The 22,959-nt window shown below is 60.6% G+C and carries 21 protein-coding genes; 16 read left to right on the top strand and 5 right to left on the bottom strand.

Annotation, left to right across the window (positions count from 1 at the left end; translation table 11 throughout):
* Positions 1-36 precede the first annotated feature (36 nt).
* A complete protein-coding gene (locus F8N21_RS07305) occupies positions 37-222 on the top strand; it encodes a hypothetical protein (protein ID WP_150641483.1) in 186 nt (61 codons plus the stop codon).
* A 149-nt stretch (positions 223-371) separates the two neighbouring features.
* Here F8N21_RS07305 and F8N21_RS07300 read toward each other — a convergent pair whose 3' ends face one another.
* The 5 genes from F8N21_RS07300 to ydcS form a co-directional block, all read right to left on the bottom strand.
* Entirely contained in the window at positions 372-1,796 is a 1,425-nt protein-coding gene (locus F8N21_RS07300; protein ID WP_150641482.1) for a gamma-aminobutyraldehyde dehydrogenase, read from the bottom strand.
* A 34-nt stretch (positions 1,797-1,830) separates the two neighbouring features.
* A complete protein-coding gene (locus tag F8N21_RS07295) occupies positions 1,831-2,673 on the bottom strand; it encodes an ABC transporter permease (protein ID WP_150641481.1) in 843 nt (280 codons plus the stop codon).
* The gene (locus F8N21_RS07290) at positions 2,663-3,607 is read right to left on the bottom strand and encodes an ABC transporter permease (RefSeq protein ID WP_191624233.1); all 945 of its coding nucleotides are present in this window, start codon (positions 3,605-3,607) and stop codon (positions 2,663-2,665) included. The genes F8N21_RS07295 and F8N21_RS07290 overlap by 11 nt, the downstream gene beginning before the upstream one ends.
* Before the next feature lies 1 nt (position 3,608).
* On the bottom strand, positions 3,609-4,646 hold the full coding sequence (locus tag F8N21_RS07285; protein WP_150641480.1) for an ABC transporter ATP-binding protein: 1,038 nt from the start codon (positions 4,644-4,646) through the stop codon (positions 3,609-3,611).
* 182 nt (positions 4,647-4,828) lie between these two features.
* Positions 4,829-5,980, bottom strand: a complete 1,152-nt coding sequence (gene ydcS / locus F8N21_RS07280) for a putative ABC transporter substrate-binding protein YdcS (RefSeq protein WP_150641479.1) — start codon at positions 5,978-5,980, stop codon at positions 4,829-4,831.
* 280 nt (positions 5,981-6,260) lie between these two features.
* On the opposite strand from ydcS, the gene F8N21_RS07275 reads away from it, so the two are divergent.
* The 15 genes from F8N21_RS07275 (at position 6,261) to F8N21_RS07205 (ending at position 22,944) form a co-directional block, all read left to right on the top strand.
* Positions 6,261-6,989: a tellurite resistance TerB family protein gene (locus tag F8N21_RS07275; protein ID WP_150641478.1), complete on the top strand. Its 729-nt coding sequence runs from the start codon at positions 6,261-6,263 to the stop codon at positions 6,987-6,989.
* Between the two features lie 343 nt (positions 6,990-7,332).
* Positions 7,333-8,955, top strand: coding sequence for a methyl-accepting chemotaxis protein (locus F8N21_RS07270; protein WP_150641477.1), 1,623 nt, complete (start codon positions 7,333-7,335; stop codon positions 8,953-8,955).
* A complete protein-coding gene (locus tag F8N21_RS07265; RefSeq protein WP_150641476.1) occupies positions 8,955-9,491 on the top strand; it encodes a chemotaxis protein CheW in 537 nt (178 codons plus the stop codon). Before F8N21_RS07270 ends, F8N21_RS07265 begins: the two co-directional genes overlap by 1 nt.
* Positions 9,488-10,762, top strand: coding sequence for a CheR family methyltransferase (locus F8N21_RS07260; RefSeq protein WP_150641475.1), 1,275 nt, complete (start codon positions 9,488-9,490; stop codon positions 10,760-10,762). The genes F8N21_RS07265 and F8N21_RS07260 overlap by 4 nt, the downstream gene beginning before the upstream one ends.
* Entirely contained in the window at positions 10,759-11,439 is a 681-nt protein-coding gene (locus tag F8N21_RS07255; RefSeq protein WP_150641474.1) for a chemotaxis protein CheW, read from the top strand. The genes F8N21_RS07260 and F8N21_RS07255 overlap by 4 nt, the downstream gene beginning before the upstream one ends.
* A complete protein-coding gene (locus F8N21_RS07250; protein ID WP_150641473.1) occupies positions 11,436-13,745 on the top strand; it encodes a hybrid sensor histidine kinase/response regulator in 2,310 nt (769 codons plus the stop codon). The genes F8N21_RS07255 and F8N21_RS07250 overlap by 4 nt, the downstream gene beginning before the upstream one ends.
* On the top strand, positions 13,742-14,752 hold the full coding sequence (locus F8N21_RS07245) for a chemotaxis response regulator protein-glutamate methylesterase (RefSeq protein WP_150641472.1): 1,011 nt from the start codon (positions 13,742-13,744) through the stop codon (positions 14,750-14,752). The genes F8N21_RS07250 and F8N21_RS07245 overlap by 4 nt, the downstream gene beginning before the upstream one ends.
* 48 nt (positions 14,753-14,800) lie before the next feature.
* Positions 14,801-15,802 carry a diguanylate cyclase gene (locus tag F8N21_RS07240; protein ID WP_150641471.1) on the top strand — a complete coding sequence of 334 codons (1,002 nt, stop codon included), beginning with the start codon at positions 14,801-14,803 and terminating at the stop codon, positions 15,800-15,802.
* A gap of 94 nt (positions 15,803-15,896) precedes the next feature.
* Positions 15,897-16,992 (top strand): peptide chain release factor 2 gene (prfB, locus tag F8N21_RS07235; RefSeq protein WP_150641470.1). Its coding sequence is split into 2 segments (ribosomal slippage): positions 15,897-15,968 and positions 15,970-16,992, totalling 1,095 coding nucleotides; the frame shifts between segments, so codons are not numbered across the junction.
* Between the two features lie 110 nt (positions 16,993-17,102).
* Positions 17,103-18,605 (top strand): lysine--tRNA ligase, encoded by a 1,503-nt coding sequence (gene lysS, locus F8N21_RS07230; RefSeq protein WP_150641469.1) that lies wholly within the window; start codon positions 17,103-17,105, stop codon positions 18,603-18,605.
* Between the two features lie 100 nt (positions 18,606-18,705).
* Positions 18,706-19,422, top strand: coding sequence for a TetR/AcrR family transcriptional regulator (locus F8N21_RS07225; protein WP_150641468.1), 717 nt, complete (start codon positions 18,706-18,708; stop codon positions 19,420-19,422).
* Between the two features lie 181 nt (positions 19,423-19,603).
* The gene (locus F8N21_RS07220; protein ID WP_150641467.1) at positions 19,604-20,149 is read left to right on the top strand and encodes a hypothetical protein; all 546 of its coding nucleotides are present in this window, start codon (positions 19,604-19,606) and stop codon (positions 20,147-20,149) included.
* Between the two features lie 34 nt (positions 20,150-20,183).
* Positions 20,184-21,461, top strand: coding sequence for a flavohemoglobin expression-modulating QEGLA motif protein (locus F8N21_RS07215; protein ID WP_150641466.1), 1,278 nt, complete (start codon positions 20,184-20,186; stop codon positions 21,459-21,461).
* A 242-nt stretch (positions 21,462-21,703) separates the two neighbouring features.
* Complete coding sequence (locus tag F8N21_RS07210; protein ID WP_150641465.1) at positions 21,704-22,618, top strand: alpha/beta hydrolase; 915 nt, start codon at positions 21,704-21,706, stop codon at positions 22,616-22,618.
* Complete coding sequence (locus tag F8N21_RS07205; RefSeq protein WP_150641464.1) at positions 22,615-22,944, top strand: hypothetical protein; 330 nt, start codon at positions 22,615-22,617, stop codon at positions 22,942-22,944. Before F8N21_RS07210 ends, F8N21_RS07205 begins: the two co-directional genes overlap by 4 nt.
* Positions 22,945-22,959 lie beyond the last annotated feature (15 nt).

Here is a 22,959-nt window from a genome sequence, read left to right as displayed (position 1 = left end):
TCTAAAGTTTTCTTTGACGTGCAGGGGACATCGTCCATGTCGAAAGTACAGGGTATTGCCGGTTTTTTTGCTCTTGTTTGTGGTTGGAACATCTCGCGAAAGTCGCGTCGACTCAGTTCGGAGGAGGTGAAGCTGGTCGAACAGTACCGCGCACTGTCGGAGAGTGATCGCATCGCCATGCGCTATCTGGTGGATGCGATGAGGAGTGTTTCGCGGTTTTAGGAGGGTAGTGGATGAGGGGGCACGGATCTTGCCCCCTCGTACACCTGCTAAATGGCCACGTTTTAGGTAATATTTCTCAATAGCACACCCTGGATATCGAGCCTTACGCAGCCCCCGTAGGAGCTGCCGCAGGCTGCGATCTTTTCGGGTTAATGCTTGAACATTACATGCCGCACAGTAGTGTAGTCCTCCAGTCCGTATGTGGACATGTCCTTGCCATAGCCGGAGAGTTTCTGCCCACCGTGGGGCATTTCGCTGACCAGCATGAAGTGCGTGTTGACCCAGGTGCAGCCGTACTGCAAGCGCGCTGCGAGGCGGTGGGCGCGGCCGACGTCGGCGGTCCAGACCGACGACGCCAGGCCGTAGTCCGAATCGTTGGCCCACGCCAGTGCTTGTGCTTCGTCGCTGAATTTGGTCACCGAGACCACCGGCCCGAACACTTCGCGGCGGACGATCTCATCGTCCTGTTGCGCATCGGCCAGCACCGTCGGTTCGTAGAAGAACCCATCGCCTTCCACCGCCTTACCGCCGGTGATCAGGCGAATGTGCGGTTGCGCCACCGCCCGTTCGACAAACCCGGCCACGCGATCGCGGTGCTCAGCGGTGATCAGCGGGCCAAGCTCGGTGGCCGGATCATCTTGCATGCCGTACTTGATGCTACTGACCGCCGCACCGAGCTTCTCGACGAACGTGTCGTAGATGCCTTCCTGGGCATAGATGCGGCAGGCGGCGGTGCAGTCCTGTCCGGCGTTGTAGAAACCAAAGGTGCGAATGCCCTCCACGGCCGCGTCGATGTCGGCATCGTCGAAGATGATCACCGGAGCCTTGCCGCCCAGCTCCATGTGCATGCGTTTGACGCTGTTTGCGGTGCTGGAAATGATGTTCGCGCCGGTGGCGATCGAGCCGGTCAAGGACACCATGCGCACTTTCGGGTGAGTCACCAGCGGACTGCCGACGCTTGGGCCACGGCCGAACACCAGGTTGAGCACCCCGGCCGGAAAGATCTCCGATGCCAGTTCGGCCAGGCGCAACGCAGTCAACGGGGTCTGTTCCGACGGCTTGAGCACCACGGTATTACCGGCAGCCAGGGCCGGGGCGATTTTCCAGGCGACCATCATCAGCGGGTAGTTCCACGGCGCGATGGAGGCCACTACGCCCACCGGATCGCGGCGGATCATCGAGGTGTGGCCAGCCAGGTATTCGCCGCCGGCCGCGCCGCTCATGCAGCGGCTGGCGCCAGCGAAGAAGCGGAACACATCGGCAATCGCCGGGATCTCATCATTGAGTGCCGCGCTGTAGGGTTTGCCGCAGTTATCCGATTCCAGTTTGGCCAGCTCTGCGCCATGGGCCTGGATCGCATCGGCGAGTTTGAGCAACAGCAACGAGCGTTCTCTGGCCGGGGTCTGCGACCAGCCTTCGAAGGCGGCGTCGGCGGCGCACACGGCGGCATCGACCTGGGCTTCGCTGGCTTCGTTGATTTCCACCAGCACCCGGCCCAGCGCCGGGTTGAACACCGGCTGGCGGGCGCCTTCACCGTCGACCAGTTGGCCGTTGATCAAGAGTTTGGTTTGCATATCGATGTCCTCTTCAATGCGGTTCGGGGGGTGGTTATTTGCCGCCACTCCCGGCAACACCTTCACCGCCACGGGTCAGGTAGTAGGCGCCCAGGATCGGGAACATGGTCACTAGCATCACCAGCATTGCGACCACATTGGTCACCGGCACATCCCGCGGTCGGCTGAGCTGGTTGAGCAGCCACAGCGGCAGGGTGCGTTCATGGCCGGCGGTAAAGGTGGTGACGATGATTTCGTCGAACGACAGGGCAAACGCCAGCATGCCGCCGGCCAGCAACGCCGAGCCGAGGTTCGGCAGGATGATGTAGCGGAAGGTCTGCCAGCCGTCGGCGCCAAGGTCCATCGAGGCCTCGATCAGGCTGTGGGAGGTGCGACGCAAGCGGGCGATGACGTTGTTGTAGACGATCACTACACAGAAGGTCGCGTGGCCGACGATGATGGTGAACATGCCTGGCTCGATGCCCAGGGTCTTGAAGGTCGCGAGCAGGGCGATGCCGGTGATGATGCCCGGCAAGGCAATCGGCAGGATCAGCATCAGCGAGATGCCTTGTTTGCCGAAGAAGTCCCGCCGATACAACGCGGCCGACGCCAGGGTGCCGAGGACCATGGCAATCAGCGTCGCAATGGCGGCGATCTGCAGTGACAGCTTGATCGCTTCCAGCACGTCCGGCCGGGAGAAGGCCACGCTCAACCACTTCAGGGTGAAGCCCTTGGGTGGAAAGCTGAAGGCGGCGTCTTCGGTGTTGAAGGCGTAAATGAGGATGATCAGGATCGGGAAGTGCAAGAACAGCAACCCGCCCCAGGCGGCCAGACGCAGTCCGATGGAAGCTGTTTCCCCCTGCTTTTCTGGTTTAAGTTTTTTTGAGTCAGAGCGCATCGAAGGCCCCCAGACGTTTGACGATGGACAGATAAATGGCGATCAGCACAATCGGCACCAGGGTGAAGGCCGCGGCCATCGGCATATTGCCGATGGCACCTTGCTGGGCGTACACCATGCTGCCGACGAAGTAGCCCGGCGGGCCGACCAGTTGCGGCACGATGAAGTCGCCGAGGGTCAGCGAGAAGGTGAAGATCGACCCGGCAGCAATGCCCGGGATCGACAGCGGCAGCGTCACTTGCAGGAACGTCTGGCGCGGCTTGGCCCCGAGGTCGGCGGAGGCTTGCAGCAGCGACGGCGGCAGGCGTTCCAGGGCGGCCTGGATTGGCAGGATCATGAACGGCAGCCAGATATAGACGAACACCATGAAGCGACCCAGATGGGAGGTGGACAAGGTGCTGCCGCCGACCCCCGGAATGCCGAGCACGAACTGCAACACCGGCTCCAGCCCGAGGTGCTGAACGAACCACTGGGCGACGCCGCCCTTGGCCAGCAGCAAGGTCCAGGCATAGGCCTTGACGATGTAGCTGGCCCACATCGGCATCATCACCGCGATGTAGAAAAACGCCTTGGTTTTGCCGCTGGTGTAGCGCGCCATGTAGTAGGCGATAGGGAAGGCGACGATGGCGCTGGCGATCGATACCGCGACCGCCATGCCCAGGGTGCGCAGAATGATGTCGAAGTTCGACGGCTGGAACAGCGCCGCAAAGTTCGCCAGGGTCAGGTCGGGAGTGACCGCCATGGTGAAGTCGTCGAAGGTGTAAAAACCCTGCCAGAGCAGGATCAGCAACGAGCCGAGATAGATCGCGCCGAACCAGAGCAGGGGTGGCACCAGCAGCATCGACAGGTACAGATTGGGCCGTCGATACAGCAGGTTGGAAAACCGTCGCAACGGCGAGCTGCCGGGCGCGGTGTGGGTCATGGCCAGGCTCATGTCAGATCTCGCTTGCAACGGTGTCGGTCAGGCGGATCATGGCTTCGCGGGCCCAGCGTGCGCTGATCCGTTGCCCTGGCTGATGCGCGATGCTGCTGTCCAGCCATTGATTGTTGGCCTGGCTGATGTTCAGGGTTTGGCCGTTTTCCAGTTTCAGCTCGTAACGGGTGGCGCTGCCCTGGTACTGAATGTCGTGGAGCAGGCCGCTGACTTCGATTTCGTGGCTGGCCAGCGGACCTTCGGCGAAACGCACGTGTTCCGGGCGAATCGAGAACGGCTGGTCACTGCCGCTCAACTGCCTGGCCAGGTCGCCGCGAATCACATTGGAGGTGCCGACGAATTCGGCGACGAAGATGGTGGCCGGTTTCATGTAGAGGTTGCGCGGGGAGTCGACTTGCTCGATGCGTCCCTTGTTGAACACCGCCACTCGGTCGGACATCGACAGCGCTTCGGTCTGATCGTGGGTGACAAAGATAAAGGTGATGCCGAGCTGGCGTTGCAACTTCTTCAGCTCGCCCTGCATTTGCTCACGCAGCTTCAGGTCGAGAGCGCCCAGCGGTTCGTCGAGCAGCAACACCCGCGGGCGATTGACCAGGGCGCGAGCCAGGGCCACACGTTGGCGCTGACCGCCGGAGAGTTGTGCCGGTTTGCGCTCGCCGTAACCGCCGAGGGCGACCATGCCCAGAGCTTCTTCGGCGCGGTTCAGGCGTTCGGTCTTGCCGACTCCCTTGACCTTCAAGCCATAGGCCACGTTGTCTCGCACGTTCATATGCGGAAACAGCGCGTAATCCTGGAACACGGTGTTCACGTCGCGTTGATAGGGTGGCAAACCGGCGGCTTCTTTGCCGTGAATGCGGATCGAGCCGGCACTTGGTTGTTCGAAGCCGGCGATCAGGCGCAGGCAGGTGGTTTTGCCCGAGCCGGAAGGGCCAAGCATGGAAAAGAACTCGCCGTCCTGGATATCGATGGAAACCCGGTCAACGGCTTTCACCTCGCCAAACTGCCGGGAAACGTTAGTGAACTGGACTGCAAGCGTCATGGTGCGGTGCTCCAGAAAGGCGCGCTTTTGAACAATTGAATCGGCTGTGGCATCAAAAAGATCGCAGCCTGCGGCAGCTCCTACGGGATTTGCAGAAGACGCCACATTTGCGGTGCCTGCGATCGGCGTAGGAGCTGCCGCAGGCTGCGATCTTTTGATCTTTCTTTTGATCTCAAGAGGGCTTACCTGCCTCCCATGATCGCGATGTAGTCCTGGGTCCAGCGGCTATACGGCACGAATTTACCGCCCTCGGCCTGCGGGGTTTTCCAGAAGGCGATCTTGTCGAACTGGTCAAAGCCGTTGGTCTTGCAACCTTCAGCACCGAGCAACTCGCTCTCTTTGCAGGCCGCCGGAACCGCTGGCAGCGAACCGAACCACGCAGCTACGTCGCCCTGGACCTTGGGTTGCAGCGACCAATCCATCCACTTGTAGGCGCAGTTCGGGTGCTTGGCCTCAGCGTGCAGCATGGTGGTGTCGGCCCAACCGGTGGCGCCTTCCTTGGGGATGGTCGAAGCGATCGGCTGTTTCTCGTTCACCAGCCCGTTGACCTGGTACGGCCAGGCGCCGGAGGCTACTACGCCTTCGTTTTTGAAGTCACTCATTTGCACCGTGGTGTCATGCCAGTAGCGGTGGATCAACGGTTGCTGGGCACGCAACAGGTCGAGCACGGCCTTGTATTGGGTTTCGGTCAGTTCATAAGGGTTCTGGATGCCCAGTTCCGGCTTGGCCGACTTGAGGTACAGCGCCGCATCGGCGATGTAGATCGGGCCGTCATAGGCCTGCACACGGCCCTTGTTAGCCTTGCCGTCCGGCAGGTTCTGCGGGTCGAACACCACGCCCCAGCTGGTTGGTGCCTGCTTGAACACATTGGTGTTGTACATCAATACGTTCGGGCCCCACTGATAGGGGGTGCCGTAAGTCTGCTTGTTGACCACGTACCAGGGGCCATCCTTGAGCCGAGGATCGATGTTCTTCCAGTTCGGGATCAGCGTGGTGTTGATCGGCTGTACACGCTTGCCGGCAATCAAACGCAAGGAAGCGTCACCGGAAGCGGTGACCAGGTCGTAACCGCCCTTGGCCATCAGGCTGACCATCTCATCGGAGGTGCCGGCGGTTTTGACGTTGACCTTGCAGCCGGTCCCTTTCTCGAAGTCAGTCACCCAGTCATAGCTTTTGTCAGTTTCGCCACGTTCGATGTAGCCCGGCCAGGCGACGATATCCAGCTGGCCTTCGCCGGCGCCAACGGTTTTCAGCGGTTCGGCGGCCTGGATGCAGGCACTGGTCAGCAGCGCGGTGGTCATTGCACTGAGCAGTGCGGTCTTGTGCACGAACATGGGGTTTCCCTCTTCTTTAATTATGGTCGGGGCAGTTGTGAACATGGTGAAGTCACGCTTGTACGGCTTGTTATTAGCGTAGTGCTGTTTTTCTACCGATGCTGGTCCTGGCGGGTCATGGTGGGCTGCAGCTCTTTTTAATCAATGGCCTGGCGTAGAAACCACGGGTCTGTACAAGGGCCAGGCAACATCTGGAAGTACTCTTGAAAACCGGGGCAGGGCACTTCGCACTAGGCTGGTAGCCTAAAGGGTCCGGTTAACCCCTGTTTCGGAGGTGAAAATGAACACACGCGGATTGCTCGATCAGTTACTCAAGTCCGGCCAGGACTTGTTGCAGAACAAGGCCGGCGGTACTCGGAACAAAACCTCGGGTTCGGACAAGGGTGCACTGGGCAGCTTGCTGGGTGGCGGCGGTTCGGGCGGCCTGGGCAGCCTGCTTTCCGGGGCTGGCGGCGGCGCGCTGGCGGCTGGCGCCATGGGCTTGTTGCTGGGCAACAAAAAAACCCGCAACTTTGGCGGCAAGGCACTGACCTATGGCGGTCTCGCGGCCCTGGGTGTCCTGGCCTACAAGGCCTATGGCAACTGGCAGGCACAGCAGCCCAGTGCGCCACAGGCCGAGCCGCAAACCCTCGATCGCCTGCCGCCAGCGCAAGTTGAACTGCACAGCCAGGCGATCCTCAAGGCGCTGGTCGCCGCCGCCAAGGCCGATGGCCACGTCGATGAGCGCGAGCGGGCGTTGATCGAGGGCGAGTTCACCAAGCTGGACAACGATCAGGAACTGCAGCACTGGCTGCATGCCGAACTCAACAAGCCACTGGACCCGGCCGACGTTGCCCGCGCCGCCAGCACCCCGGAAATGGCCGCCGAGATGTACATCGCCAGCGTGATGCTGGTGGATGAAGAGAACTTCATGGAGAAATCCTACCTGGACGAACTGGCGCGTCAGCTCAAGCTGGAACCAGGCTTGAAGGTCGAACTGGAGAAGCAGGTTCGCCAGGCTTCGATGTAATCAGGGAAAGCAGCTGGATCGAAAAGATCGCAGCCTGCGGCAGCTCCTACGCCGACCGTGTACACCCGCGATGTTGCGGGTGTACACAATTCCCCCGTAGGAGCTGCCGCAGGCTGCGATCTTTTCAGGCTCTGCGTAATTTTCAGCCCCTCAATGACCCACCCACGGTCTTTTCCTGTCAATTCATCACTGACAACGCTTGCTGCTCCTGCCCCAAAGTAGCGCTCCAGAGCGGCCCCCAACTTTCTGCTCACTAAGTGAGACGTACAGCACAACACGTTACTGGGTGAAGACACGGCCTCGACTATACTGCCCCCCATTTGAACGGCCCCGAGGACTGACTGTGAAGAACTGGACGTTGCGCCAACGCATTTTGGCGAGCTTTGCGGTGATTATCGGCATCATGTTGCTGATGGTCCTGGTCTCGTATTCTCGGTTGCTGAAGATCGAATCCTCGGAGGAGAACATACGGACCGACGCCATGCCTGGTTTGTACTTCAGCGCAATGATTCGTGGCGTCTGGATCGATAATTACATGGAGGTCGAGGAACTGTTTGGACTGCAACATGGAGGGGAGGAGGGCTCAAAGCATGTGGCGGACTTCAAATCCCTGGAGCAGCAAATCGAGCAGCAACTGGCGAATTATCAGCAGACCATCCATGGACCAAAGGATCAGGCCGAGTTCGATGCCTTCAAGACGCTGCATCAGACTTACACCAAGACACTGGCCACTGTGCTTGATCTGCACCATCGTGAGCAAAATACTGACGCCGAGCGGGTTTTCAAGGAAGAGTTGACCCCGATCTGGGCCGCCGGTCGCGAGAAGCTCAACGAGATCATTTCCCAGAACAAGGGTGTGGCAGATCAGTCCATGGGCGCCATTCATGACGCACTGATTGAAGCCGAAATCAGCATGGGCGTCTCTTTACTGATCGCGATATTCGCTGCCGGTCTGTGCGGTCTGCTGCTGATGCGCGCGATCATGGCGCCGATGAACCGCATCGTCGAAATCCTCGATGTCATGCGTACCGGCGACTTGAGCGGGCGTTTGAATCTGGAGCGCAAGGACGAGTTCGGCGCGGTCGAAACTGGCTTCAACGACATGATGAGCGAACTCACGTCGCTGGTGTCCCAGGCCCAGCGCTCTTCGGTACAGGTCACCACCTCGGTCACCGAAATCGCTGCGACCTCCAAGCAACAGCAGGCCACCGCGACTGAAACGGCGGCGACCACCACGGAAATCGGCGCCACTTCGCGGGAAATTGCCGCGACCTCCCGGGATCTGGTGCGGACCATGACCGAAGTCTCCACCGCCGCCGACCAGGCCTCGGTGCTGGCCGGCTCCGGTCAGCAGGGCCTGGCGCGCATGGAAGGGACCATGCTCTCGGTGATGGGGGCGGCCGATCTGGTCAATGCCAAGTTGGCGATCCTCAACGAGAAGGCGGGCAACATCAATCAGGTAGTGGTGACCATCGTCAAGGTCGCCGACCAGACCAACCTGCTGTCGCTCAACGCCGCCATCGAAGCCGAGAAGGCCGGTGAGTACGGCCGTGGTTTTGCCGTGGTTGCCACCGAAGTGCGGCGCCTGGCGGATCAGACCGCCGTGGCCACTTACGATATCGAGCAGATGGTCCGTGAGATCCAGTCGGCGGTGTCGGCCGGGGTCATGGGCATGGACAAATTCTCCGAAGAAGTGCGCCGCGGCATGTCCGAGGTACAGCAGGTCGGCGAGCAGCTGTCGCAGATCATTCATCAGGTTCAGGCGCTGGCACCGCGGGTGCTGATGGTCAACGAAGGCATGCAGGCCCAAGCTACCGGGGCCGAGCAGATCAACCACGCGCTGGTGCAATTGGGTGATGCCAGCAGCCAGACCGTGGACTCGCTGCGTCAGGCCAGCTCCGCCATCGATGAGCTGAGTCACGTGGCGGTGGGGCTGCGCAGCGGCGTCTCGCGTTTCAAAGTCTGATGAGCGAGCTCGTGGCGAAACGCGGCGTGGCAATAGCGCCGAAACATTCGTTGTTTTTACTGTTCCGCATCGGCAACGACCGTTATGCCCTGCAGGCCATAGAAGTGGCCGAAGTGCTGCCGCGCCTGCCACTCAAACCGATCGCCAAGGCCCCCTCGTGGGTCGCCGGGGTGTTCGCCTGGCGGGGTGCGGTGGTGCCGGTTATCGACCTCAGCGAATTGACCTTCGGCCAGCCGGCTCAGGCACGCACCAGCACCCGCCTGGTGCTGGTGCACTATCGTCCGGATGCCTCGCTGCCCGGGCAATTGCTCGGGCTGATTCTTGAACAGGCCACCGATACCCTGCGCTGCAACCCGGCGGACTTTCAGCCCTATGGCCTGGACAATCGCCAGGCGCCGTATCTGGGGCCGGTGCGCGAAGATCAGCAGGGTTTGCTGCAATGGATTCGGGTCGTCGATTTGCTCGACGCCGAGGTTCGCGCGCTGCTGTTCCCGTCGCCACCCCTGGATCTCGCTCGGCTTGAGGAGCGTCCATGAGCAGCGACCAGCGGTTTTTCGATTTCCTCAAGGAGCGCATCGGCCTGGACGTGGCGTCCGTGGGGCCGGCGATCATCGAGCGTGCAGTGCGCCAGCGCGCCACTGCTCAGCGGGCGCTGAGCGCGGACGAGTACTGGCACGCACTGCAAGGTTCGCTAGATGAACAGCATGCGCTGATCGAAGCGGTGATCGTCCCGGAAACCTGGTTTTTCCGCTACCCGGAATCCTTCGCGACCCTGGCCAGGCTGGCGGTGACGCGTCTGGCCAAGATCAACAATATGCGCGCCTTGCGGATTCTCAGCCTGCCGTGTTCGACCGGCGAAGAGCCCTATTCGATTGCCATGGCCTTGCTCGATGCCGGTCTGGCGCCCCATCAGTTCAAGGTCGAAGGGCTGGATGTCAGTCCTTTGTCGGTCGAACGGGCCAGGCGCGCGATCTACGGCAAGAACTCATTTCGCGGACAGGACCTCGATTTTCGCGAGCGTCACTTCAGCAATGAGGCTGAGGGTTATCACGTCAGTCAGCGGGTGCTCGAGCAGGTCCGTCTGCAGGTGGGCAATCTGCTGGATCCGGCCCTGCTGGCCAACGAACCGCCCTATGACTTTGTGTTCTGCCGCAACCTGCTGATCTACTTCGACCAGCCGACTCAGCAACAGGTGTTTGAAGTGCTCAAGCGCCTGACCCATGTCGACGGCGTGCTGTTTATCGGCCCGGCCGAGGGCAGTTTGCTGGGACGCTTGGGCATGCGTTCGATCGGCGCTGCGCAGTCCTTTGCCTTCAGTCGATACATCGAGCCTGAACCCGAGCCGCTGCCGGACTTTATTCCAACACCGATGCCGGTTCGCCAGCCAATACGCAGCGTGGTAGCGCCTGCGCCCAGCCGGCCCTTCGCCAGTGTCGTGCCAACACTTAGACCTGCCCAGGTGAGTGCTGCGCCCACTGATGCCGCGGCCTTGCTCGGCCACATCGCCGCCCTGGCCAATGCCGGCAAAAGCGCCGAAGCCCGCGTGGCTTGTGAGCAGTACCTGCGCAGCCATGAACCGGTGGCTCAAGTGTTTTACTGGCTGGGTTTGCTCAGCGATGTCGCCGGCAGCGTGCTGGAGGCTCAGGGTTTCTATCGCAAGGCCTTGTATCTGCAGCCGCAGCACCCGGAAGCCTTGATGCAGCTGGCGGTTTTGCTGGCGTCCCAAGGGGATACGGCGGGTGCCCGTCGGTTGCAGGAACGCGCCGCTCGTAGCGAGCGCACCGCTGATAGTGAGGATAAACGATGAGCAGTTCTGTTTCGTTGAGCCTGACCCACAAGGATGCGCAGGCCATCGATGACTGCTGGAACCGTATCGGTATCCACGGTGACAAGTCCTGCCCGTTGTTGGCCGAACATATTCACTGTCGCAACTGCGCGGTGTATTCCGCTGCGGCCACCCGCCTGCTCGATCGTTATGCCTTGCAACAGGAAGACCATCAGCAGTCGATCGCCGTCGAGAACGATGTCGTCACTCGCTCGCTGTTGATGTTTCGCCTGGGCGAAGAGTGGCTGGCACTGGCGACCCGCTGCCTGGTCGAGGTTGCGCCGTTGCAGCCGATCCATTCCTTGCCGCACCAGCGTTCTCGTGCGCTGTTGGGCGTGGCGAATGTGCGTGGAGCCCTGGTCGCCTGCCTGTCGCTCGTGGAATTGCTGGGGCTGGACGCTACCACCGTGGTTGCCTCCGGTACACGGGTCATGCCGCGCATGTTGATCATCGCAGCCCATGGTGGCCCGGTAGTGGTGCCCGTGGATGAAGTGGACGGGATTCACGCTATCGATGAACGCACCTTGAACGCTTCCTCCAGCTCCGGTTCGCAAGCCAGCGGCAAATACACCCGGGGTGTCTTGCAATTCAAAGGCCGCAGCTTGCGCTGGCTGGATGAAGAACAGTTGCTGTGCGCCGTGACCCGGAGCCTCGCATGACCCCCGATCAGATGCGCGACGCGTCGATGCTCGAGCTGTTCAGCCTGGAAGCTGAAGCACAGACCCAGGTGCTCAGTGCTGGCCTGCTGGCGCTGGAGCGCAACCCGACCCAGGCCGATCAACTGGAAGCCTGCATGCGTGCGGCGCATTCACTCAAGGGCGCCGCACGGATTGTCGGGGTGGATGCCGGGGTCAGCGTGGCGCATGTGATGGAGGATTGCCTGGTCAGCGCTCAGGAAGGTCGTCTGTACTTGCTGCCCGAGCATATCGATGCCTTGCTGCAAGGCACCGATCTGCTGATGCGCATCGCGACGCCGGACAGTGCCAATGTCGGCCCGAACGATATCGAGGGCTATGTCGCCTTGATGGGCCGGTTGCTCGATCCGGCCGCGATGCTCGTCAGAAGTGCTGCCCCCGCCATTGAAGCGCTCACGCTGCCGATGGCTGAACTGCAACTCACGCTGCCCCGTAACGAGCTGGAATTGTTGCTGGAGCCAGGTCCGATGCTTGCCGCACCCAGCGAAACGCCGCGCAACAGCCGGCGTGTCACCGAGGGTGGCGAACGGGTACTGCGGGTGACCGCCGAACGCTTGAACAGTTTGCTCGATCTGTCGAGCAAGTCGCTGGTGGAAACCCAGCGTCTCAAGCCCTGGCTGGTGACTATGCAGCGTCTAAGGCGCATGCAGAGCAACAGTCTGCGAGCCCTGGAAAACCTCAACCTTCATCTCAAAGAGCACGACCTGAGCCTTGAAGCCCAGGAAGACTTGGCCGATGCCCGGCGCCTGCTCGCCGAGTCCCAGCAACTGCTGGCGGAGAAAACCGCCGAGCTGGATGAGTTCGGCTGGCACGCCAGTCAGCGCGCTCAAGTCTTGTATGACACGGCGCTGGCCTGTCGCATGCGGCCGTTCGCCGATGTGCTGGCCGGCCAGGAACGGATGGTCCGCGATCTGGGGCGCAGCCTGGGCAAGCAGGTGCGGTTGGAGATCGAGGGCGACAAGACCCAGGTTGATCGCGATGTGCTGGAAAAACTCGAAGCGCCGCTGACCCATTTGCTGCGCAACGCCGTGGATCATGGCATCGAAGCCCCCGAACAACGGCTGCTCGCTGGTAAACCGGCAGAAGGTCTGATTCGTCTGCGGGCGTCCCATCAGGCCGGGCTGCTGGTACTGGAGCTGAGCGACGACGGCCACGGCGTCGACCTGGAACAAGTCCGCCAGAGCATTGTGGAGCGCCAATTGTCACCAGCCGAGACCGCCGCCCAGTTGAGCGAAGAAGAGTTGCTGACCTTCCTGTTCCTGCCGGGCTTCAGTCTGCGTGACAAGGTCACCGAAGTCTCCGGTCGCGGCGTCGGCCTGGATGCGGTTCAGCACATGGTCCGGCAGTTGCGCGGAGCGGTGGTGCTGGAACAAACGGCGGGCGAGGGCAGCCGGTTCCATCTTGAAGTGCCGCTGACCCTTTCGGTGGTGCGCAGCCTGGTGGTGGAAGTCGCCGACGAGGCCTATGCCTTCCCGCTGGCGCACATCGAACGCATGTGCGACCTGGAACCGGAGGCGATCGTGCAAGTCGAAGGCCGGCAGCACTTCTGGCACGAAGGCCGGCATGTCGGCCTGGTCGCGGCCAGCCAGCTGTTGCAGCGCCCGGCGGCGCAGAGCAGCGAGCAAAGCCTCAAGGTGGTGGTGATCCGCGAGCGCGACGCGGTGTATGGCGTGGCCGTCGAGCGGTTTGTCGGCGAACGCACGCTGGTGGTGCTGCCCCTCGACGATCGCTTGGGCAAGATTCAGGATATTTGCGCCGGGGCGCTGCTGGACGATGGCTCCGTGGTGCTGATTGTCGACGTCGAAGACATGCTGCGCTCGGTGAATAAACTCCTCGACACCGGCCGCCTGGAACGAATCGCCCGGCACCCGCATCAGGTGGCGGAAGTCGCACGCAAACGCATTCTGGTGGTCGACGACTCCCTGACCGTGCGCGAATTGCAACGCAAACTGTTGCTCAATCGCGGTTATGACGTGGCGGTGGCGGTAGACGGCATGGATGGTTGGAACGCCCTGCGCGCTGAAGACTTCGATCTGCTGATCACCGACATCGATATGCCGCGAATGGATGGCATCGAATTGGTCACCCTGTTGCGTCGCGATACTCGTTTGCAGTCGCTGCCGGTAATGGTGGTTTCCTACAAGGATCGCGAAGAAGACCGCCGTCGTGGACTGGACGCCGGGGCCGACTATTATCTAGCCAAAGCCAGTTTCCATGATGACGCGTTGCTGGATGCAGTGGTGGAACTGATAGGGAGAGCACGGGCATGAAGATCGCTATCGTCAACGATATGCCCATGGCAGTAGAAGCCTTGCGCAGAGCCCTGGCATTCGAGCCGGCGCACGAAGTGGTGTGGGTCGCGAACAATGGCGCCGAGGCCGTGAAACTGTGCGCCGAACTGACTCCAGACCTGATCCTGATGGATTTGATCATGCCGGTAATGGATGGCGTGGAGGCGACCCGGCGGATCATGGCCCAGAGCCCATGTGCCATCGTGATCGTGACCGTCGACCGCGAGCAACACGTCCATCGGGTGTTCGAGGCCATGGGCTTTGGCGCGCTGGATGTGGTCGATACGCCGGTTGTCGGTAGCAGTAACGCGAAAGAGGCCGTAGCGCCGCTGCTGCGCAAGATTCTCAACATCGGCTGGCTGATCGGCCAGAGCGGCAGTGAGGTATGTTCGGCGCCGACACCGTTGCGCAGCATGGCGCAGCGAAAGAGTCTGGTGGCCATCGGTTCTTCCGCTGGCGGGCCGGCGGCGCTGGAAATCCTCCTCAAAAGCCTGCCACGGGATTTTCCTGCGGCCATCGTGCTGGTTCAGCATGTTGACCAGGTATTCGCCGCAGGCATGGCCGAATGGTTGAGCAGTGCTTCGGGGTTGACCGTGCGCCTGGCGCAACAGGGAGAACAGCCGCAAAGCGGCACCGTGCTGCTGGCCGGCACCAACCACCATATTCGCTTGCTGAAGAACGGCACGCTGGCTTATACCGCAGAGCCAGTCAACGAGATCTATCGTCCCTCGATCGACGTGTTCTTCGAGAGCGTGGCCAGTTACTGGAGTGGCGATGCGGTGGGCGTATTGCTGACCGGCATGGGCCGGGATGGCGCACAGGGTCTCAAATTGATGCGCCAGCAGGGTTTCCTGACCATCGCTCAGGACCAACGCAGCAGTGCAGTGTATGGGATGCCCAAAGCGGCGGCGGCGATTGACGCCGCCGTGGAAATTTGCCCGCTGGACAAGATTGCGCCACGACTGCTGGAGATATTTGCCAAATGACTGACCACATAGCTGTCTTGGTCAGCCTAGAAATTCAGGTGATCACCGATGAATGATTTACAGCTCGACGATTTCAAAACCGATGAAAATGCCGCGATGGTGCTGTTGGTCGATGACCAGGCAATGATCGGTGAAGCAGTACGGCGCGGGCTGGCCAATGAAGAGAATATCGACTTCCACTTTTGCGCCGACCCGCATCAGGCCATCGCCCAGGCTGTGCGCATCAAGCCGACGGTGATCCTCCAGGATCTGGTCATGCCAGGCCTGGATGGCCTGACGCTGGTCCGTGAATACCGCAACCACCCGGCGACCAGGAATATTCCGATCATCGTGCTGTCGACCAAAGAAGACCCCTTGATCAAAAGCGCGGCGTTTGCCGCCGGGGCCAACGATTACCTGGTCAAGTTGCCGGACAACATCGAACTGGTGGCGCGGATCCGCTATCACTCGCGCTCCTATATGACCCTGTTGCAGCGCGATGCGGCCTATCGCGCCTTGCGGGTCAGCCAGCAGCAGTTGCTCGACACCAATCTGGTGTTGCAACGCCTGATGAACTCCGACGGCCTGACCGGGCTGTCCAATCGCCGGCACTTCGACGAGTACCTCGAACTGGAATGGCGGCGATGCCTGCGCGATCAGACGCAACTGTCGCTATTGATGATCGATGTCGACTACTTCAAGTTGTACAACGACAGCTTCGGTCATCTGGAGGGCGACGAAGCCCTGCGCAAGGTCGCCATGGCCATTCGCGACGCCAGCAGCCGCCCGTCGGACCTGCCGGCCCGTTACGGTGGCGAAGAGTTCGTCCTGGTGCTACCCAATACCTCGCCAGGCGGCGCACGGATGGTCGCCGAGAAACTGCGCCAGACCGTGGCCGCACTGAATATCCCGCACATCTACCCGACCGAAGGCGCGAAGCTGACCATCAGCATCGGCCTGTCGACCCTGACCCCGCAGCAGGGCAGCAATTGTCGGCAACTGATCCTGGCCGCCGACAAAGGGTTGTACCGGGCGAAGAACGATGGGCGTAATCAGGTGGGGATTGAATGAAATAGGGGTGTCATCGGCCAAGCGGGCTGCGATGACAGCCTGATTACGGTATACTCGCCGGCTTTCAAAAGTTCGCCAACGAGTGCTGCCCGCCATGGAAATCAACCCGATCCTTAACAGTATCAAGGACCTGTCCGAGCGCTCCGAAACTATTCGGGGGTATCTTTGACTACGATCAAAAGCATGAGCGTCTGACCGAAGTCAATCGCGAGCTTGAAGATCCGAGTGTCTGGAACAACCCTGAATACGCCCAGAATCTAGGCCGCGAGCGTTCCTTGCTGGCCCAGATCGTCGATACCCTTGATGAGATGTCCAGTGGTCTGGTAGATGCCAAAGACCTGCTGCTGATGTCTGCCGAGGAAGAAGACCAGGCCGCTGTAGACGACGTTGCCGCTGAAGTCGAGCGTCTGCGCGAATCCCTCGAGAAGCTAGAGTTCCGCCGGATGTTCAGCGGCGAGATGGATGCCAACAACGCTTACCTGGACATTCAGTCCGGTTCCGGCGGCACCGAAGCCCAGGACTGGGCCAACATCCTGCTGCGCATGTACCTGCGCTGGGCGGATAAACGCGGTTTCGAAGCGACCATCATGGAGCTGTCCGCCGGTGAAGTCGCCGGGATCAAGGGCGCGACCGTGCATATCAAGGGTGAATACGCCTTTGGCTGGCTGCGCACCGAAATCGGCGTGCACCGTCTGGTGCGCAAGAGCCCGTACGACTCCGGCAACCGCCGTCACACCTCGTTCTCGGCGGTTTTCGTTTCGCCGGAAATCGATGACAACATCGAAATCGACATCAACCCGTCGGACTTGCGGATCGATACCTATCGCTCCTCCGGTGCCGGTGGTCAGCACGTAAACACCACCGACTCGGCGGTCCGTATCACCCACGTACCGAGCAACACCGTGGTCTGCTGCCAGAACGAACGTTCCCAGCACGCGAACAAAGACACCGCGATGAAAATGTTGCGGGCACGTTTGTACGAACAGGAAGTGCAGAAGCGCAACGCTGCTTCGCAAGCCCTGGAAGACACCAAGTCGGATATCGGCTGGGGTCATCAGATCCGTTCGTACGTGCTCGACCAGTCGCGGATCAAGGATCTGCGCACTAACATCGAGCGCAGCGACTGCGACAAGGTGCTCGACGGCGATATCGACGAATACCTGATCGCCAGCCTCAAACAAGGGCTGTAATCAGGCAACACCGGAAATCTGCGGAGCCACCGCGCTCCCGCAGGAGCGCGGCGAAGCCCGCGAACCCTCGAAGCCGGGGGCAATGAACCTGTGATGGAATATTTAAAGACATGAGCGACCTACAACTCGATCCGCAAGCCCTGCAACAGGAAGAAAACTCCCTGATCGCCCTGCGCAAGGAAAAGCTTGCTGCCGAGCGCGCCAAGGGCCAGGCCTTCCCCAACGACTTCCGTCGCGATGCCTACTGCGAAGATTTGCAGAAGAAGTACGCGGACAAGACCAAGGAAGAGCTGGCAGAGGCTGCGATCCCGGTCAAGGTTGCCGGTCGTCTCATGCTCAACCGTGGTTCCTTCATGGTGATTCAGGACATGTCCGGGCGCATCCAGGTTTACGTCAACCGTAAAACCCTGTCCGAAGACACCCTGGCCGCGGTCAAAACCTGGGACCTGGGCGACATCATTGCCGCCGAAGGTACCCTGGCGCGTTCCGGCAAAGGTGACCTGTACGTTGAAATGACCAACGTGCGCCTGCTGACCAAGTCCCTGCGCCCGCTGCCGGACAAGCACCACGGCCTGACCGATACCGAAACCCGTTATCGCCAGCGCTACGTCGATCTGATCGTCAACGAAGAAGTCCGTCAGACGTTCCGCATTCGTTCGCAAGTGATTGCGCACATCCGCAGCTTCCTGATGCAGCGCGACTTCCTTGAAGTCGAAACGCCGATGCTGCAAACCATTCCGGGTGGCGCCGCGGCCAAGCCGTTCGAGACTCACCACAATGCCCTGGACCTGGACATGTTCCTGCGCATCGCGCCGGAGCTGTACCTCAAGCGTTTGGTGGTCGGTGGTTTCGAGCGCGTGTTCGAGATCAACCGCAACTTCCGTAACGAAGGCGTTTCGACCCGGCACAATCCCGAGTTCACCATGCTCGAGTTCTACCAGGCCTACGCTGACTACGAAGACAACATGGACCTGACCGAAGAACTGTTCCGCGAACTCGCGCAGCTGGTTCTGGGTTCCACCGATGTGCCGTATCAAGGCAAGGTGTTCCACTTCGGCCAGCCGTTCCAGCGCATCTCGGTGTTTGCTTCGATCCTCAAGTACAACCCGGAGATCACCGAAGCCGATCTGCAAGACATCGACAAGGCCCGCGTTATCGCCAAGAAGTCCGGTGCCGACGTCAAAGGCTTCGAAGGTCTGGGCAAGCTGCAAACCATGATTTTCGAAGAGCTGGTCGAGCACAAACTGGAACAGCCGACCTTTATCACCGAATACCCGTTCGAAGTGTCGCCGCTGGCACGTCGCAACAACACCAACCCGAATGTCACCGACCGCTTCGAGCTGTTCATTGGCGGCCGTGAAATCGCCAACGCCTACTCCGAGTTGAACGACGCGGAAGACCAGGCCGAGCGCTTCCAGGCCCAGGTGCGTGACAAGGATTCCGGTGACGACGAAGCCATGCATTACGATGCCGACTTTGTTCGCGCCCTGGAGTACGGCATGCCGCCAACGGCAGGTGAAGGGATTGGTATCGACCGTCTGGTGATGCTGCTCACCGACGCTCCGTCGATCCGCGACGTGATCCTGTTCCCGCACATGCGGCCGCAAGCCTAAGTGTTTTGAGGAAAAAGCCGCCTACGTCAGGCGGCTTTTTATTGCCTGTCTGGTACAAACGTATCAATTTGTTGCTTTCATTTGAGAGGAAATACCTGTCGTGAATCGTGCAATTGCTCTAGATGGTGCAGCGGGTATCGCCGCTGCGGTCGCTGAAAGTGTTCAGTACCAGGGCCGCAAGGCCAGCCGACAGGGCAGCGAGCAGCGCCGACAGGTTATTCTCGATGCCGCCATGCGCATCGTCGTACGCGACGGGGTACGGGCGGTGCGTCACCGCGCAGTGGCCGCCGAGGCGGGTGTGCCGCTGTCGGCAACCACTTACTATTTCAAGGATATCGATGACCTGCTCACCGATACCTTCGCTCAATACGTGGAACGCAGCGCGGCCTTCATGGCTAAATTCTGGGCGAATAACGAAGGCTTGCTGCGTGAGATGGTTGCCTATGGTGATGGCAGCCAGGCGTCCCGTTCGCAATTGGCCGATGACATTGCCCGGTTGACCGCCGACTATGTTCAGCGCCAATTGCACAACCGTCGCGAGCACCTGATGGCCGAGCAGGCGTTCCGCCAGGAAGCGCTGCTCAATCCGCGTCTGGCGCTGTTGGTGCGCTCGCACCAGCAAATTCTCCTACAGGGCACATGCCAGTTTTTCCAGGTATTGGGTTCCCGTGAGCCACAACAAGATGCCAAAGTGTTGACGGCGATTATCGGACGGATGGAATATCAAGGTCTGCTCAATGCTCCGGAGCCTCAGGCCGAGGAAGAAATGCTCGGTATTCTCAAGCGTTACATGCATTTGGTGCTGGCATCGGTGTGAGCCACGCAGTCGCCATCGGTGATGGCATTGACGTGAACCACGCGGTCCCTTGTGTAGGAGCTGCCGCAGGCTGCGATCTTTTGATCTTCGATCTGCCCACGCAGATCTCACCAGGCTGAAACAGATCGCAGCCTGCGGCAGCTCCTACAGAAGCCGGTCATATGTTCATAGGGAGTGTTGAATGAAGTCCTGGCGTGTAGTGATCGCCTTGTCGTTCCTGCTGCTCAGCGGCTGTCTGGTGTCCTTCAAGGCGCCGTTGCCGGCGAGTGAGCCGGCGCCTGCGGGGTTGCTCGGCAAATGGACCAGCAAGAATGCCTGGGGCGAGGCGCTCAACCTTGAGCTGACCCGTGTCGGTACCCATCGCTACCAGGCCGTCAGCTATGTCAAAGCCAAACCCCGGGAGCGCGACGCCTATGGCTTCACTGTCTCGCGCCACGGCAACCGCTGGTATGTGTCGGCAAAAGTACCGGCCCAATTTGGCGGTAATTTCACTATCGCCGGTTTCGAGTTGACCGATAACCATGAACTGGTGGTCTACAACCTCGACCTCGAGCAGATCCATCAGGCACTGGGGCAAGAGGCCCTGAGCGGCGAGCCGTTTGAAACCAAAGAAGGCGAGGGCGTGCTGATCGGCAATCCACTGGATCAGGTGTTCGCCTACCTGGATGACCCCGCCAACTCTGACGTATTCGTCGAAGTGGCGCGCTTCCAGCGTTCAGGTAAGTAAACGCGGCAAAGAACGTAATCTATAGGAGCTTCGGGTGGACGAATACCAGCAGACGATACGCCTCTTGTCCGATCGCATAGTGCTGGCGCAAACGCCGATCCGCGTACTGGATGCGGTCAAGTGGGACGACAGCATCCGCAACGGTTTCCTCGAGGCCGATGGCAAGGAAATGCCTGCGGTGGATCGCGACTACTACCTCAACCGCCCGCTGGCGTTCGATCCCAGTTCGGTGAAACTGGAATTCCAGAACATCGAACGGGACATTACCCGGCAACTGGGGCAGTTCAACCCGGTCGGGCAGATCATGCGGCGTATGTGCAAGGAGTACCGCATGGTGGTGCGCATGCTCGAAGCGCGCGGCACCGAAGACTTCGGTCTGATCTCCCAGGAGCTTTACGGCGCCGCTTCCGACGCCTTCCATGCCGGTGACCCGACCCTGGCCGACCTGGGCCTGATGCTCTCCGATTACCTGAACAACATCGACGGCCGCGGCGACCTCAAGGACGAACCCAAGATCCTGACCGCCAAGGAAGCCGTTCACCTGCTGCAAACCCGTCTGAACAAGGTGTTCGGTGAGGCCGAGGACACCATTCGGGTGTTCGAGTCCGACGGGATCGTCGCCGATGCGGCGGCCGGTGCCGACTACATCAAGATCCGTACCGACGCGATGTTCAACCACCGTGACGTGCGCGCCCTCGAAGTCCATGAGGGGCTGGTGCATGTCGGCACCACCCTCAACGGCCTGAACCAGCCGATCTGCACCTTCCTGTCCAAGGGCCCGCCGTCCTCGACCGTGACCCAGGAAGGCCTGGCGATCCTGATGGAAATCATCACCTTTGCCTCTTATCCAAGCCGCCTGCGCAAACTGACTAACCGCACCCGCGCCATCCATATGGTGGAAGAGGGCGCGGACTTCATGCAGATCTTCGAGTTCTTCCGCGAGCATGGCTTCGATATGGCGCAAAGCTACGGCAACGCCAGCCGGGTGTTCCGCGGCTCGGTGCCTGACGGTCTGCCATTCACCAAAGACTTGTCCTATCTCAAGGGCTTTATCATGGTTTACAACTACATTCAGTTGGCCGTGCGTAAGGGCAAGCTTGAACAGATTCCCTTGCTGTTCTGTGGCAAGACCACCCTGGAAGACATGCGCACGCTACGCCAGCTGGTGGACGAAGGACTGGTGGTGCCGCCAAAGTATTTGCCCGAACAAATCCGTGACTTGAATGCCTTGTCGGCCTGGATGTGCTTCTCCAACTTCCTCAATCACCTGAGCCTGGACCGGATCGAAGCGGATTATTCGAATATCTTGTAGCAATGAGGTCTATCGGCGAACGGGCTTTTTTGGCGAGGGAGCTTGCTGTGGCGAGGGGGCTTACCCCCGCTGGGGCGCGAAGCGGCCCTAAAACCTGCAAATCGGTGCTGCCAGGCAGACCACTGGGCAGGTTTTACGACTGCTGCGCAGCCGAGCGGGGCGATGCGGCGTTCCGACAAGCCCCCTCGCCACAAGTGATCACCAAACTGATGCATCACCCTTATATGCGAGGTTTCAATCGGATGAGAATCCTCGGCATCTTCAGCCTGTTACTCGCCCTGAGCGGCTGCAGCGCCTTGCTGTTCTACCCCGAACCCGGCCAGCCGTTTACCCCGGAAAAAGCCAAACTGCAATTTCGCGACGTCACCCTGACCACCGCCGACGGCCTCAAGTTGCACGGTTGGTGGCTACCGGCCAAGACGGGTGTGGCGGTCAAGGGCACGGTGCTGCATCTGCACGGCAATGGCGGCAATCTGGCCTGGCACCTGGGCGGCAGCTGGTGGCTGCCGGAGGAGGGCTATCAGGTGTTGCTGGTGGACTATCGCGGCTACGGCCTGTCCGAGGGTGAGCCAAGGCTGCCAGAGATCTATCAGGACCTCGACGCGGCGTTCCAGTGGCTGGACCAGGCCCCCGAGGTCCAGGGCAAGCCGCTGGTGATCCTCGGCCAGAGTCTTGGCGGCGCGCTGGCGGTGCATTACCTGGTCAAACATCCCGAGCGCCAGCGTCAGCTCAAAGCCATAGTGTTCGACGGTGTGCCGGCCAGTTACCGGGATGTCGGGCGCTTCGCCTTGAATTCTTCCTGGCTGACCTGGCCGTTCCAGGTGCCGCTGTCCTGGCTGGTGCCGGACGACGACAGCGCGATCAACGCCATGGCGCAACTCAATGCAGTGCCAAAACTGATCTACCACAGCATCGATGATCCGCTGGTGCCTCTTTCCAACGGCATCCGTCTGTATCAAGCTGCGCCGCCGCCCAGGGTGCTGCAGCTGACCCGTGGTGGGCATGTGCAGACCTTTGCCGATCCGCTCTGGCGAAAAGTCATGCTGCGCTATCTTGATGACCCGCAGCATTTCGACGGCTTGCGCCGGCTGGGCGAAGTCCCGAATTACCCACAACCCCCGAATTCAAAAGTTGAACCTCCAGAGAGTCCGCAATGAGTGAAGAACGTAACGCCATTCCCCTGATCATCACCGGTATCTGCAGCATCCTCGGCACTGTCGCGGTCCTGTGGTACTACGGTTACCTGCATTTTGCAAAACCGGAGGACGCACTGCTGCTCAGCGAATTCACCATGGTCAAGACCCAGCCGGGCGAGGACTACAAGGTTTCCCTGGAGCCCGCTACCCAGGTCGCGCAGTGCATTGATGGCGTGCTGGTGCTGTTCGACACCGAGCAGAAAGGCTTGACCGGCGTGCTGGTCAACAGCAAGAAGAAGGCTGTGCGCTGCATGGGCGAGGAAACGCCGCAAAAACTGGAGCAATAACCCAATCTCCCACAC

The sequence above is a fragment of the Pseudomonas fluorescens genome, assembly GCF_902497895.1.
GTDB lineage: Bacteria > Pseudomonadota > Gammaproteobacteria > Pseudomonadales > Pseudomonadaceae > Aquipseudomonas > Aquipseudomonas fluorescens_BP.
This window is presented reverse-complemented; position numbering and strand designations above follow the sequence as displayed.

Bases quoted from the DNA above. Each gene is read 5' to 3' on its own strand.
- F8N21_RS07245 (WP_150641472.1), top strand. From the start codon at position 13,742: ATGAAGATCGCTATCGTCAACGATATGCCCATGGCAGTAGAAGCCTTG.
- F8N21_RS07240 (WP_150641471.1), top strand. From the start codon at position 14,801: ATGAATGATTTACAGCTCGACGATTTCAAAACCGATGAAAATGCCGCG.
- F8N21_RS07220 (WP_150641467.1), top strand. From the start codon at position 19,604: ATGAAGTCCTGGCGTGTAGTGATCGCCTTGTCGTTCCTGCTGCTCAGC.
- F8N21_RS07290 (WP_191624233.1), bottom strand. From the start codon at position 3,607: ATGAGCCTGGCCATGACCCACACCGCGCCCGGCAGCTCGCCGTTGCGA.
- lysS (WP_150641469.1), top strand. From the start codon at position 17,103: ATGAGCGACCTACAACTCGATCCGCAAGCCCTGCAACAGGAAGAAAAC.
- F8N21_RS07260 (WP_150641475.1), top strand. From the start codon at position 9,488: ATGAGCAGCGACCAGCGGTTTTTCGATTTCCTCAAGGAGCGCATCGGC.
- F8N21_RS07250 (WP_150641473.1), top strand. From the start codon at position 11,436: ATGACCCCCGATCAGATGCGCGACGCGTCGATGCTCGAGCTGTTCAGC.
- F8N21_RS07295 (WP_150641481.1), bottom strand. From the start codon at position 2,673: ATGCGCTCTGACTCAAAAAAACTTAAACCAGAAAAGCAGGGGGAAACA.
- ydcS (WP_150641479.1), bottom strand. From the start codon at position 5,980: ATGTTCGTGCACAAGACCGCACTGCTCAGTGCAATGACCACCGCGCTG.
- F8N21_RS07205 (WP_150641464.1), top strand. From the start codon at position 22,615: ATGAGTGAAGAACGTAACGCCATTCCCCTGATCATCACCGGTATCTGC.
- F8N21_RS07255 (WP_150641474.1), top strand. From the start codon at position 10,759: ATGAGCAGTTCTGTTTCGTTGAGCCTGACCCACAAGGATGCGCAGGCC.
- F8N21_RS07275 (WP_150641478.1), top strand. From the start codon at position 6,261: ATGAACACACGCGGATTGCTCGATCAGTTACTCAAGTCCGGCCAGGAC.
- F8N21_RS07285 (WP_150641480.1), bottom strand. From the start codon at position 4,646: ATGACGCTTGCAGTCCAGTTCACTAACGTTTCCCGGCAGTTTGGCGAG.
- F8N21_RS07265 (WP_150641476.1), top strand. From the start codon at position 8,955: ATGAGCGAGCTCGTGGCGAAACGCGGCGTGGCAATAGCGCCGAAACAT.
- F8N21_RS07300 (WP_150641482.1), bottom strand. From the start codon at position 1,796: ATGCAAACCAAACTCTTGATCAACGGCCAACTGGTCGACGGTGAAGGC.
- F8N21_RS07305 (WP_150641483.1), top strand. From the start codon at position 37: ATGTCGAAAGTACAGGGTATTGCCGGTTTTTTTGCTCTTGTTTGTGGT.
- F8N21_RS07210 (WP_150641465.1), top strand. From the start codon at position 21,704: ATGAGAATCCTCGGCATCTTCAGCCTGTTACTCGCCCTGAGCGGCTGC.